General features: G+C 32.7%; 14 protein-coding genes and 1 pseudogene. 8 read left to right on the top strand and 7 right to left on the bottom strand.

The window, feature by feature from the left end:
• Positions 1 to 798: 798 nt before the first annotated feature.
• A pseudogene (locus HMPREF2561_RS11020) lies at positions 799 to 882 on the bottom strand (hypothetical protein); the annotation flags it as partial.
• Between HMPREF2561_RS11020 and HMPREF2561_RS09225 the strand changes: the two are divergent.
• The 4 genes from HMPREF2561_RS09225 to bioB all read left to right on the top strand — a co-directional run bounded on the left by HMPREF2561_RS09225 (position 842) and on the right by bioB (position 5,186).
• Positions 842 to 1,843, top strand: a complete 1,002-nt coding sequence (locus HMPREF2561_RS09225) for a PTS sugar transporter subunit IIC (protein WP_231451771.1) — start codon at positions 842 to 844, stop codon at positions 1,841 to 1,843. The pseudogene HMPREF2561_RS11020 and the gene HMPREF2561_RS09225 sit on opposite strands and share 41 nt — an antisense overlap.
• Before the next feature lie 178 nt (positions 1,844 to 2,021).
• Positions 2,022 to 3,020, top strand: a complete 999-nt coding sequence (argF, locus tag HMPREF2561_RS09220; protein WP_048761618.1) for an ornithine carbamoyltransferase — start codon at positions 2,022 to 2,024, stop codon at positions 3,018 to 3,020.
• 21 nt (positions 3,021 to 3,041) lie between these two features.
• Positions 3,042 to 3,971, top strand: coding sequence for a carbamate kinase (gene arcC, locus HMPREF2561_RS09215; protein WP_049382256.1), 930 nt, complete (start codon positions 3,042 to 3,044; stop codon positions 3,969 to 3,971).
• A 249-nt stretch (positions 3,972 to 4,220) separates the two neighbouring features.
• Positions 4,221 to 5,186, top strand: a complete 966-nt coding sequence (gene bioB / locus HMPREF2561_RS09210; RefSeq protein ID WP_017175586.1) for a biotin synthase BioB — start codon at positions 4,221 to 4,223, stop codon at positions 5,184 to 5,186.
• Positions 5,187 to 5,244: 58 nt separating this feature from the next.
• Here the strand turns inward: bioB and HMPREF2561_RS09205 are convergent, their stop codons facing one another.
• The 4 genes from HMPREF2561_RS09205 to HMPREF2561_RS09190 form a co-directional block, all read right to left on the bottom strand.
• Positions 5,245 to 6,036 carry a hypothetical protein gene (locus HMPREF2561_RS09205; RefSeq protein ID WP_017175587.1) on the bottom strand — a complete coding sequence of 264 codons (792 nt, stop codon included), beginning with the start codon at positions 6,034 to 6,036 and terminating at the stop codon, positions 5,245 to 5,247.
• Positions 6,037 to 6,050: 14 nt separating this feature from the next.
• Positions 6,051 to 6,758: a hypothetical protein gene (locus tag HMPREF2561_RS09200; protein WP_017175588.1), complete on the bottom strand. Its 708-nt coding sequence runs from the start codon at positions 6,756 to 6,758 to the stop codon at positions 6,051 to 6,053.
• A gap of 73 nt (positions 6,759 to 6,831) precedes the next feature.
• Positions 6,832 to 7,329, bottom strand: a complete 498-nt coding sequence (locus tag HMPREF2561_RS09195; protein ID WP_017175589.1) for an HTH domain-containing protein — start codon at positions 7,327 to 7,329, stop codon at positions 6,832 to 6,834.
• Positions 7,330 to 7,493: 164 nt separating this feature from the next.
• Entirely contained in the window at positions 7,494 to 7,751 is a 258-nt protein-coding gene (locus tag HMPREF2561_RS09190) for a hypothetical protein (RefSeq protein WP_017175590.1), read from the bottom strand.
• A gap of 407 nt (positions 7,752 to 8,158) precedes the next feature.
• Here HMPREF2561_RS09190 and nagA point away from each other — a divergent pair, with 407 nt between their 5' ends.
• Together nagA and HMPREF2561_RS09180 are read left to right on the top strand one after the other, a co-directional pair.
• Positions 8,159 to 9,313: an N-acetylglucosamine-6-phosphate deacetylase gene (gene nagA, locus HMPREF2561_RS09185; RefSeq protein ID WP_017175591.1), complete on the top strand. Its 1,155-nt coding sequence runs from the start codon at positions 8,159 to 8,161 to the stop codon at positions 9,311 to 9,313.
• Positions 9,314 to 9,444: 131 nt separating this feature from the next.
• On the top strand, positions 9,445 to 9,687 hold the full coding sequence (locus tag HMPREF2561_RS09180) for a hypothetical protein (protein ID WP_017175592.1): 243 nt from the start codon (positions 9,445 to 9,447) through the stop codon (positions 9,685 to 9,687).
• Between the two features lie 51 nt (positions 9,688 to 9,738).
• Here the strand turns inward: HMPREF2561_RS09180 and nagB are convergent, their stop codons facing one another.
• Positions 9,739 to 10,470, bottom strand: a complete 732-nt coding sequence (gene nagB / locus HMPREF2561_RS09175) for a glucosamine-6-phosphate deaminase (protein ID WP_049415907.1) — start codon at positions 10,468 to 10,470, stop codon at positions 9,739 to 9,741.
• Between the two features lie 147 nt (positions 10,471 to 10,617).
• Between nagB and HMPREF2561_RS09170 the strand changes: the two genes are divergently transcribed.
• Entirely contained in the window at positions 10,618 to 11,445 is an 828-nt protein-coding gene (locus tag HMPREF2561_RS09170; RefSeq protein WP_070443092.1) for a CPBP family intramembrane glutamic endopeptidase, read from the top strand.
• 72 nt (positions 11,446 to 11,517) lie between these two features.
• A complete protein-coding gene (locus HMPREF2561_RS09165) occupies positions 11,518 to 12,204 on the top strand; it encodes an NDxxF motif lipoprotein (protein ID WP_061544124.1) in 687 nt (228 codons plus the stop codon).
• 104 nt (positions 12,205 to 12,308) lie between these two features.
• Here HMPREF2561_RS09165 and HMPREF2561_RS09160 read toward each other — a convergent pair whose 3' ends face one another.
• On the bottom strand, positions 12,309 to 13,112 hold the full coding sequence (locus HMPREF2561_RS09160) for a CPBP family intramembrane glutamic endopeptidase (RefSeq protein ID WP_070468704.1): 804 nt from the start codon (positions 13,110 to 13,112) through the stop codon (positions 12,309 to 12,311).
• Between the last annotated feature and the right edge of the window lie 66 nt (positions 13,113 to 13,178).

The raw sequence follows: 13,178 nt of genomic DNA, 5'->3' as shown, positions 1-13,178 counted from the left end.
TTTATTTTATTAACAGAATAAAGATACAAAAGGGCTTTTCTAGACATGAATATATAATCTACTTTTTATTTTTATATAGATAATTACCAATAAATTCTACTAAAAAATGAATAATTGTACCTAAAATAATAGCTGATAAACAAAGTAAGGTGATACTATAATTGTCGCTTAATGAAAATAAAAAATACAATAAAATCAAAACTCCAACTAATGTTATTTTAAAAGTCTTTTTATCTACTTTTGCCATCTCCTTTTCTAAGTTTAAGTTAACAATAAATAATATTTATTATCATTTATGATTATCAAAAGTTATGTTAATGGAATAAATTAATAAACTTTTCATTAATAGAACAATAATATAGATGTCATACAGCTGAGACGTTTGATCGTCTCAGCTTTTTGCATAATAAAAGAGCAGTTATAATCGATTGTTATTATGACAAATGTAATAGTTAAAATCACACACAGAATGTGCTTAACACGTCATATCACATATTTAAAAGGAAGTGAGTGACTTAATAAATATATTCAAGATAAGTTATAACTACAGATTATTTCATTTGTATATTTATATCATTTTGTCGATCATTTCATAATGTGTAAGATAGATATATTTTGAAGTAATTAAGTAAAAAATAAACAAATTTTTCAATTTAATTTAAAAATTTAAAAAATTCCGTGAAATATATTTCGTTTTTTAGTAAACTGTCTACTAAGGAAGAAAGTAAGTAGTGAGATATTGTTTGATTTGAAGCCATACCTCACATCTAAATTAAATATAAGGGGATGACAGTAGATTATGGATTTATTAATTGGTACGTTGTTTTTAGTTTTAGTCTTAGTGATTTTTACGTTATTTACATATAAAGCACCTAGTGGTATGCGTGCGATGGGAGCTTTAGCTAATGCAGCCATTGCGACATTTTTAGTAGAAGCTTTTAACAAATATGTAGGTGGAGAAGTATTTGGTATTAAATTTTTAGAACAACTAGGTGACGCTGCGGGAGGTCTTGGTGGTGTCGCTGCTGCTGGGTTAACTGCCTTAGCTATTGGTGTTTCACCTGTGTATGCATTAGTTATCGGAGCTGCTTGTGGTGGTTTAGACTTACTTCCAGGGTTCTTTGCTGGGTATATTGTAGGTTATCTTATGAAATATACAGAAAAATATGTTCCAGATGGTGTAGATCTTATTGGTTCAATCGTTCTTCTTGCACCACTTGCACGTTTAATTGCGACGGGTTTAACGCCAGTAGTGAATAATACATTACTAAAAATTGGTGACATTATTAAAAGTAGTACGGACACAAATCCAATTATTATGGGGATTATTCTTGGAGGCATTATTACGGTTGTAGGTACAGCACCGTTAAGTTCAATGGCTTTAACCGCATTACTTGGTTTAACTGGCGTGCCAATGGCCATTGGTGCTATGGCTGCATTTAGTTCGGCATTTATGAATGGTACGCTGTTCCATCGTTTAAAATTAGGAGATCGTAAGTCAACGATTTCAGTAAGTATTGAACCGTTATCTCAAGCTGATATTGTCTCTGCTAATCCGATACCAGTGTATGTGACAAACTTCTTTGGAGGAGCTGTTGCAGGTTTAATTATCGCTTTATCTGGTATGATCAATGACGCAACAGGTACAGCAACACCCATTGCAGGATTCTTAGTGATGTTTGGTTTTAATAGTCCAATGAAAGTGATTATCTATGGTGTTGTAATGGCCATTGTGGGTGGTTTAGCAGGTTTTCTTGGTTCTCTTGTATTCAAAAAATATCCGATTGTTACAAAACAAGATATGATAGATCGTGAAGCAAAAAGAAAAGTTAAAACAGCATAAATATGAGTGACTTCTTTGTCAAAATATGGCAAAGAAGTTTTTTGTTGTATGTTTTAAATTTTCTATCTTATGTTTTTTGTGTAATAATATAATAAAAAGTTACACATATTGTAACGTTCATACACATCATGTGTATTGAATTTTAAATGCTAAATCTCTGACAAAGGAGTGGGCTAAGATGCAAAATTTAAGAAATAGAAATTTTTTAACATTACTTGATTTTTCAAAAAAAGAAATGGAATTCTTACTTAATCTCTCTGAAGATTTAAAACGTGCAAAATATGCTGGTATTGAACAACAAAAACTTAAAGGTAAAAATATCGCTTTAATTTTCGAAAAAAATTCTACACGCACACGTTGTGCGTTTGAAACAGCAGCTTATGATCAAGGTGCTCATGTGACGTATCTTGGGCCTACAGGTACACAAATGGGAGTAAAAGAAACGGCTAAAGATACGGCTCGTGTTTTAGGTGGGATGTATGACGGTATCGAATATCGCGGATTTTCTCAACGTACTATTGAAGAAATTGCAGAATATGCTGGTGTTCCGGTTTGGAATGGTTTAACGAATGAAGATCATCCAACACAAGTGCTTGCTGATTTTTTAACTGCAAAAGAAGTATTAAAAAAACCTTATGAAGACATTCATTTCACATATATTGGTGATGGACGCAATAATATGGCAAATGCATTGATGCAAGGCGCAGCTATTATGGGAATGACATTCCATCTTGTGTGTCCGAAAGAGTTAAGACCTAAAGATGAGTTACTAAAAACATGTCAGTCATTGGCTGATAAAAACGGCGGTACTATTTTAGTGACTGACAATATTGACCAAGGGGTGAAAGGATCGGATGTGATTGCTACAGATGTGTGGGTATCGATGGGTGAACCTGACGATACTTGGGAAGAACGTATTAAATTATTAGAACCTTATCGTGTAACAAAAGAATTAATAGAAAAAACAGGCAATCCACATACCATTTTTGAACATTGTTTACCTGCTTTCCATAATGCAGAAACAGAAATTGGTAAACAAATTAAAGAAAAATATGGTTTGAATGAAATGGAAGTCACAGATGAGGTCTTCGAAAGTGATCGTTCTGTTGTCTTTCAAGAAGCCGAAAACAGAGCACATACGATTAAAGCAGTAATGGTGGCAACTTTAGGCGAATAGAGAAAAAAGGGGGACCTATGGATGTCTAAAATCGTGGTCGCATTAGGTGGCAATGCTTTAGGGGAATCACCGAAAGAACAATTAGAGCTTGTAAAAGGAACAGCTCAATCATTAGTTGGTTTAATAAACAAAGGATATGAAGTGGTCATTAGTCATGGGAATGGACCACAAGTGGGAAGTATTAATTTAGGATTAAATTATGCAGCAGAACATGAACAAGGCCCGCCTTTTCCATTCCCTGAATGTGGCGCAATGAGTCAGGCGTATATTGGCTATCAAATGCAAGAAAGCTTACTTAACGAACTCCATACTTTAGGTATCAATAAAGAAGTTGTAACACTCGTGACACAAGTCGAAGTAGCAAACGATGATCCAGCGTTTCAACATCCAACGAAACCTATTGGCTTATTTTATACAGAAGAACAAGCAGATAAAATGAGACAAGAAAAAGGATATACATTTATGGAGGATGCAGGACGTGGGTACCGTCGCGTTGTGCCCTCTCCTCAACCTATTAATATTGTTGAACTTGATAGTATTGAAACACTCATTAAACATGGTACGCTTGTGATTGCAGCTGGTGGCGGCGGCATCCCAGTTGTTAAGGAACAAGGTCGTTATCAAGGTGTCGATGCAGTCATTGATAAAGATAAGACAAGTGCATTACTTGCAGCTCATTTACAATCGGATCAATTAATGATTTTAACAGCCGTTGATTATGTTTATATTAATTACGGAAAAGACAATCAAGAAGGACTAAGTGACGTTACAGTCGATGATATGAAAGAATATATTGCCGATAATCAATTTGCGAAAGGCAGTATGTTGCCAAAAGTAGAAGCAGCTCTTCAATTTATTGAAAAGAATCCCAAAGGTAGTGTGTTGATTACTTCTTTATCAGGTTTAAATGATGCGCTAGAAGGTAAAATTGGTACACGTATTACAAAATAAATAGTTATATTAAATCGCTTGAGCCTAATATATGTATTTTACATATGTAGGCTCAAGTTTTTTTATGAGTTACTCAAATATCTAATAGTTACAAGTTCTACTTCGGATTGTCTGAGGTTATATTCATAGACCATTTCATTTTAAAACATCCTTTGATTTAATCAAAGAATAATGTAAACTTATTATTATATAAAGTTTACAATTATGAGTTTTATTAGTGTATTTTAAAAGATAGGAGTGACAAACATCATGACATTAAATCTAGCAGAACGTGTATTGAATGGAGAAGCGTTAACTAAAGAAGAGTGTCTAAGTCTATTTCAAGACGAAACGATTGATACGTTTGAATTATTAAATGAAGCCTATATAGTAAGAAAACATTATTACGGTAAAAAAGTAAAACTGAATATGATTTTAAACGCGAAAAGTGGCATATGTCCGGAAGATTGTGGTTACTGTGGTCAATCTGTCAAAATGAAAGAAAAACAACGTTATGCTTTAGTGGACCAAGAACAAATTAAAGCAGGGGCACAAGTCGCGACAGACCATAAAATTGGAACGTATTGTATTGTAATGAGTGGACGTGGTCCTTCGAATAAAGAAGTAAATCATATTTGTGATACGGTAGAAGATATTAAAGCTATTCATCCACAACTTAAAATTTGTGCGTGTTTAGGTTTAGTCGATGATGAACAAGCGACACAATTAAAAGAAGCCGGTGTTGATCGCTATAATCATAATTTAAATACAAGTGAACGTTACCATGAGGAAGTTGTTTCAACACATACATATGAAGATAGAGTGAATACGGTTGAAATTATGAAAGAACATAATATTTCACCATGTTCTGGTGTGATTTGTGGCATGGGAGAAACAGATGAAGATATTATCGATATGGCATTTGCGTTAAAAGAGATTGATGCAGACAGTATTCCAGTAAACTTCTTACATCCGATTAAAGGTACCAAGTTTGGTGGGTTAGACTTGTTATCTCCAACAAAGTGTCTACGTATCTTAGCTCTGTTTCGATTGATTAATCCTACTAAAGAAATTCGAATTGCGGGTGGTCGTGAAGTCAATTTACGTTCACTTCAAGCAACTGCACTTCAAGCAGCCAATTCTATCTTTGTAGGCGATTATTTAGTAACAGGCGGACAACCTAATGAGCTTGATTACCAAATGATTGAAGATATGGGATTTGAGATAGACGGGTAGTGAACATATTATAAAACACCTTCTAGCAGTTTTGGTTAGAAGGTGTTTTATTTAATATCTATTTTTCAGTATTTTTTCTTGCTTTATACGCATGAGTTGCTGCTGCACTTGCATTTTGAGAAGCTTCTGCGGCATTTTCATTGGCTGCTCTAGCGCTATGTGCCGCTCTTTCTGCCCATATTGCAGATGCTTGGGAATTGGATGCTGCTAATTCTGACGCGTATTTTGCTGCTTTAGCATCTACACTTGTTTGAGTAACAGTAGAAAGAATTTGTTGTTGTTGCCCTTCCATACGTGCTTGATGTGATTCTGTTTCATATAAATTAATGGCTTCTTTTAAAGTATCAGCGCGTTGGTTATAAAGATAACTAAACATTGAACGTAAAGAATGAATGTGAGTATAAGCTTTTGGAATACGTTGTTGGGCTTTAGAAGCTGCTACAGTGTGGTGTATATCAGTTAATGTGTGTTGATGACGTTGAATATTATGTTGATGCTGTTGAATATCGGGTTGATCTTTCAGCTCTTTTTCAGCTTTTTTATATCCTTTCGATTTAGTAATTGATTTGTTTTCAGGTCTGATATTTTTATTTTTGACGAACCAGACGATAAGTAAAATGAGTCCAATCATCATAAGGCTAGTTGAGTGATAGATAAACAATGATATGAGTATCATCACAAGACTCGGTAATAATAATATTAACATGTTTTTCTTTTTGACTTGTTTTAATGTTAAGTGTTTTATCTCTTGTTCTTCTTGACGAATGAGTTTATTTTGAAACTCTTTTTGATCATGTGCTTTAATTAATAATGCGATATCTGACATTAACTGTTCTTTTGTTTGATACATATATTAACTACTCCTTATTCCATATTGAAATCTGAGAATTTAACTTGTGTAACGTCTTTATCTTTAGGTGAGAGGTCAACGAGTTTTTGATGTTTATTATCTAATTTAATCATTGTATATTTATAATCGTCATCATCCGCATCATCTCCTCTAAGGGCTGAAGGATTTGCTGTAAAGGTTCCAATATACTCTACATTTTTAGTGGGATATTGAGATTGACCTGTTTCAACGCTTGTATAAAACATAAAACTATCTTTGTCGGTAGCGGATTGATTCATCGCCTTACCAATATCATTTTGGAAATCTTTTTTAGAAATGTTATTTGTAGTTAGTAATGTGAATAAAGGTTTTCCGTTATCTGTGGTTAATTCTATATAGCTTTTAACATCTTGATAAGGTGTTTCGTCATAGTCAACGTCTTTACTATCTAGTGTTTTTTTGACTTCGTTGGCATCTAACTTACTAATTAAGCTAGGTGGAATTTCTAAAGAATCATCGAATGCAATCATTTTCATCTTGCCGGCTTTCGTGAGGTATATCCAATCTACTTTTGATTCTCCATTGGAATTACTTACGGTATATAAAAAGTGTTCCTTTTTATCATTAATAATATCTTTAATAGAAATATCTTTTTTATGTTCGATACTTTGGCTACATCCTGTCAGTGAAAAAGTGAATATTGCTAAGCTCATTATGATGAGGAAAGGTTTGAATTTTTTCATAGTAACAACTCCTTAATAAAATTTTTAAAATGAACATGTAGGATGTATATATTACAACCTACATGTTATGAGGTCATACTTCATTTCTTAGATAAATCATTTGTAGTTTGATAAGTTCTACGGTGAATTGTTTTAATAGATGATCAGGAGAAATCAATCGTAACGAGCGATGATATTGAAAACACAAGTCAATTGCTTCATTAGGATTTAAATTCATTTGAACGTCATATGTTTTATCGTTTTTATTTAAAATTTTAATGTCATCACGTATTTTTAACGTTTCGTATAGCTTAAATGTCACTTCATATGTCACTTGAACACGTAAGTCATCTTGATGTGAATATTTAGGAGAACGTTTAATAAAGTAGCTATTTTTACTTTGTTCAAATTGAATTTGTAACTCAAGATCTGAGTGCAGCGTTGATTCATATAGATAATGTCGAATATTATCTATATCTCGTTGAATCGTTCTAGGATTCACATTAAATTCTGTTGCAAGTTCTAATTTGTTGACTGTTTCATTTTTTAATAATTTATCGTAGATATTTAATACTCTAAATGCTTGTTCCATAGGCGAAAGCTTCCTTTCACAAAACCTAAATTTATTATAAGAAACGACCTTAGACATGATAGGTCATTTCTTTAAAAGTTTTTATTTTATAAAAATTGTATTTTTCGCTTTAAATGGCGTACTATTTAAATTTGAAAATTTAAGTTAGTTATATCGTGTCTAACCTAGTCATTTCCCAGGACATATGAATAAAGAATGAACCATTCTATTAATTCAGATGGATTAGTCGATATGAGTTTTAAATAAGGGCGTAGTGTATGATTTTGATTCAATTTGTGAAAGATTTTAGTGAAATTGCAGTTTAATAATGTTTCATCGTTAGTGCATGATTGACCAAATTCAATACGTTCATATTGAGCGATTATCGTTTGTGGCGTTTCATTTAGATTATTGAGTTCTGTAATGATTTCGTGATATATCATGTCATTCACCTCCATTTCTCACGTTGGAAACTAAAGGCGCCTGACAAGGCGACTTCTTTATTATTAGAAGGGGAGGTACTTTTAAGAAATAGAAATCAGCATAATGAAAAAAATGCCACTCTTATCAATTGAGGTAAGGGTGGCACGATGTTGAGATAAATTTAGAAATGGTATATAAAAGTCTCGCGCATTCATGCGCGAGACTTTTTGTCATTGATATTTCTTCTTTATCCTGATATCAAATCTTTTTCATTTATAGAATAGTCTTGTTTGAGAAGAATATATATAATCATTTAATGACGTTTTTGAAAATTTTTTCCAAAAGAAGAAATTGCCTAATGATGACAATATGAAATGATATAATATCTTTGAAATGATAAGAAATTTTATAGAAAAGAAGGGGTATCATGTCTCAATATGTCATTACAAATGGAAGAATTTATACGGAAGCACAAGTTATTGAAAAAGGGTATCTTGTCGTAGAAAATGGCAAAATTAGTGATATTCAAAAAGGTGATTATAAAGGTCATTTAAATCAAATAGATGTAGCAGGAAAGCATGTGTTACCAGGTTTTATCGATATTCATATTCATGGTGGCTATGGAGAAGATGCGATGGATGCATCGTATGACGGCTTAAATCATTTAGCTAAACAATTATTGTCTGAAGGTACAACAACATTTTTAGCAACAACGATGACGCAATCTGATGAGAATATTGAAAAAGCATTGAACAATATTGTCGCTTGTTATGAAAATCAAACGTTAGGTGAAGCGGCTGAAATCGGTGGCGTACATTTAGAAGGACCATTTATTTCTGAACACAAAGTAGGGGCACAAAACCCTAAATATGTACAACGTCCTACTGTTGAAAAAATTCGACATTTTCAAGAGGTAGCGAAAGGATTAATTAAAATCATTACTTTTGCCCCAGAAGTCGAAGGTGCTCATGAGACGTTAAATGAATTGCGTGATGATATCATCTTTTCAATGGGACATACTGTTGCCACATTTGAAGAAGCAAATGAAGCGGTAGAACGAGGTGCGAAACATGTAACGCATCTTTACAACGCTGCAACACCTTTTGAGCATCGTAATCCAGGTGTGTTTGGTGCCGCATGGACCAATCAAAGTTTAAACACTGAAATTATTGGTGATGGGATTCATTCACATCCTGCTGCTGTAGATATTGCATATAAGCAAAAAGGAGCTACTCACATGTATTTAATTACAGATGCCATGCGTGCCAAAGGTATGAAAGATGGTGAGTATGATTTAGGTGGACAAAATGTGATTGTTAAAGGGAAAGAAGCACGTTTAGAAAATGGCACACTTGCAGGCAGTATTTTAAAAATGAATGAAGGACTGCATAATTTAATTCAATTTACGCATGATAGTTTAGACCACTTATGGCGAGTGGCAAGTTTAAATCAAGCCATTGCACTTAATATTGATAAGCAAAAAGGAAGCTTAAGCATAGGAAAAGATGCAGATATCGTAATTGTAGACGACCATATACAAGTAGATACAACGATTAAATCAGGTACCATTCATCATTTTTAAGACTACTCGCATGGTGAAAAATGAATAATTTAGTATCTCTTTATCTTTTTAGGTTTATATATATGAAGTTTAGTGTATATACATAGTAAATCTACATAATATATGAATTCTAAGTAAAGGAGGGATAGATAATGCAAAATGATTTAAGATTTCCAAGTGCAAAAAATTTCTTTACTACTTTAGGATGGTTATCGGTCATTGCTTTATTAGCAGTTGTAGTAGTCAATGCGCTTTATAATAGTTCTTTTAAAAGTTGGTCAGATATCAGTGTGAATTTCACTCAAACGGATTTAATTTTCTTGATTACTTTCGCAATTATTGCGATAGTTTGTATTATTATTTCATTGCTTTTAAAATTATTTAAACATCCATAGGAAGTAAAGTTAATATATTAAAAGGGACAGAACTCGAACGTTCTGTCCTTTTTAGTGGTTTAAATAATTAAATATGACATCATCAATAATAATATCTACATTCGGATGCGTTTGTAAAATAGAGGCAGGTAATGTTTCAGTTTTTGAACCATTCACTAAACGCTCAATAGCTTCTTGTTTACGTTCTCCAAAAGCTAATAAAATGATACGTTTTGCGCGCATAATAGATTGTAATCCCATAGAAATAGCTTGTTTTGGAACATCATCAATCGTATTAAAATGAATACTATTGGCTTTAATCGTAGAATCAGTTAAATCTACAACGCGTGTTTGACTATCAAAAGATGTACCTGGTTCGTTGAAACCGATATGGCCATTTTCTCCAATACCTAATAATTGAATATCGGGTTGTCCTATAGAGAATAGACGCTGTTCATAAGCATATGCTTCGTCTTCAAGATCAGGTGCGTCTCCTCTTGGAATGTAGATATGATCTTCATTCCATTCGTTATGATTAAATAAAAGCTCATGCATATATGTGTAGTAGCTTTGAGGGTGTGATGAATTAAGACCCACATACTCATCTAAGTTAAATGTTTTAATATCATTTAAATTCACACGATTTGCCGTTAATAATTCAGATAATCGTGGATAGATTTCTGTCATCGTATTACCTGTCGCTAATCCAAGAGTAGCTGTCGGCGTACTTTGTATTAACTTTAATAACTCAACTGCTACATAATCACTTGCGATAGATTTGTTTTTTAAATTGATCAATTTCATCATCTAAACGCCTCCATATGTTTATGAATTCCAATATGAAAAAGCATTGTTCATAAATTCTCTACATAAACATTATACCCAACCAACTGCTAAACAATCGATTGTGCTAACATAATCTATATACATCACTTATATTGGAGAATAAAAATGAAAATAATAAAAATTGTTAGTATGTTTCTTTTAGCGATAATCATTATGGTTATTTCTCAAACGATTGCGCTATTATTTGATACATTGATACCATTTTATGGAATTGGAACAATTTTATCGAGTATCACTTATATTTTACTTACATTTTTCATCGTAAGATGGATAATTACTCATGTATTTAAAGAGGCGCTATCTTCATATCGAATTACAAAACCTGTATTTCATCCGATTTATTTGATTTTAGGGATTGCATTACCGTGCGTAGTATATGCGATTTACTTTATTTTTATACCGGGAGATTTTAAGATACATCATTTTAACTCAATCAGTAAGACGATACACGACTTGAGTTACATTATTTTTATGCAAGCTGCAGCTGGTGCTATTGTCGAGGAAATGGTGTGTCGAGGTCTTTTAATGGGCTATATTGAAAAGAAAACGAACATTCGAATCGCAATCGTTGGTACTTCACTGTTTTTTGGCGTGATTCATTTATTGAATGGTGCTCTAAATGTTACAAGTTTCCTTTTATTGTTAGCTAGTGGCACTTTAGTTGGTATGATGTTTGGTATAGCAACATATCGATTTAACACCATTTGGGCGAGTATCACTTTACATTTCTTTTGGAATGTCTTTCAAGTCGTTTATATCACTACAAAAGAAACTGACTATAACGTCTTTCAATATGTTTTACGTTTTAAAAATATGGTGCTTACGGGAGGACAGTTTGGTTTTGAAACATCTATCGTCTCTACCATAGGCTATACCATTGTGATTATTGTTCTGTTAATGTGCCGTAGTCCATATAAAGATAGCAACTTATAACGCATTCAAAAGTAGTCGTAATTGTTCTATACTTAAAGTAAAGATAAATAAACGTAGTTAAGGAGAAAAGTTATGAAAAAGATAGTGGTAGTAATGCTTATTCTCATATTATCTATTGGCTTAGTGGGATGTCATCGATTGTCTAAAGAGGATAGTGACCATTCGGACAAAGCGGATACACAAGAAGAACATTCAACAGAAGACAATAAGAGTTCTGATGATCAAGATATCAGTCTAGAATCAGATACAAAGGTACCGGATCATGTTTTTGAAAAAACATCAGTACGACATGTACAGATTTCTGAGAAAACGATTAAAAAAGATATTAAAAAGTATATTAATATTGACAAAAAGATTAACGATACGATCAATACATATAAAATAAAATTATATTCCAATCAAAAATTATCCAATACAGAAGCAAATAAATTAAAAAAACTTGTTCAATTAGAGAATGAGAATGATACAAATTTTGCACAATACATTCAAAATAATCAGATGCCAAATAATGACTATGCGATCTATACTGATAAAATAAGTCGTTATATTTCAACAGCCAATCGCATAGAGCAAAAAAGTTTAGAAATATCATTAAAATCAGATGATGATACATCTATTTTTAATGATATTGAGCAAGTGAATAAAGATCAAGATATTGTAAATGATCGAGAAAAACAAGATATTACAAATTTCTTGGAAGATAAAAATATTAAAACTGAAGCGTTTAATGAGGATTCAAATCATATTGATATAGATTAATCGAATGAATTAAAAAAGGAGTGGGCCGATGAATTCAAAATGAATTCCGATCCACTCCTTTTTTGGCGAGATAGTTGTCGACTTCATTTAACTGGTATACTTTTTTAGCTAAACATTGCGATAAAGTAACTCACAATAATCACAATACCCGTCACGCCATTATGAATCATATGAACCATCATACTATCTCTAACGTTATGACGACGATGATAAGCGAGATAAAAAATCATCCCCATTATGATATACATTAAGACCGCAACCCAATTTGAAATACCATGTTGGGAAGCAAAAATAAGTGAGGATAAAATAAATGGTAACCAGAAACTGCTACGTTTAAATAGCGTTTCTTTAAAGATACCTCGATAAATTAATTCTTCTAAATAGGGAGCTACAAACGTAAGGGTGAGTGCAAATACTATGACAGGAAACGCTTGTCCAAGTTGATCGGGAGAAGGTTTCGCGCCTTGAAAGTTACCCAGTAATGCCTTATCATTTTCTGTCTGTGCTTGACCTGTTATTGCCATCATTAGAAAACTCATTCCAATGACAATAACGCGAAGTAATAGTGCCCATCCGATATTAATCATAATATCTTTGCGTTTAAACGGTTTAATTGGCTCATATGTATGCCGTTGATAATAACGTCTAACCAGCCAAATAACGACAGCGGCTAACAGCATAAATAATAATGTTGCTAGTGTTCCACTTGTAACATCCATTTTTGCAGAAAAATTAGTAATAAATAAAATAAGAACAATAGGAATCTGAGCAAGTAACATCCATCCTATAAAAATAAGAACATTTAAGAAGCGATTCCCTTTAGGATAATGTTCATCTTTTTTATGATAATGAGAGTCAAGATTTGAATCTGAATGCATACGTGTTTCTGTAATACCTTGTTGAGTCATGGTTGTATCACCTCTAATGTTTTTATTTGAACTACGTATACTGCAACTTGAACATAACATACTCTG

It is taken from the genome of Staphylococcus sp. HMSC069E10, from assembly GCF_001809205.1.
Taxonomy (GTDB): domain Bacteria; phylum Bacillota; class Bacilli; order Staphylococcales; family Staphylococcaceae; genus Staphylococcus; species Staphylococcus hominis.
Note: the sequence above shows the minus strand (reverse complement) of the source record. Positions and strands in the feature narration are given on the sequence as shown.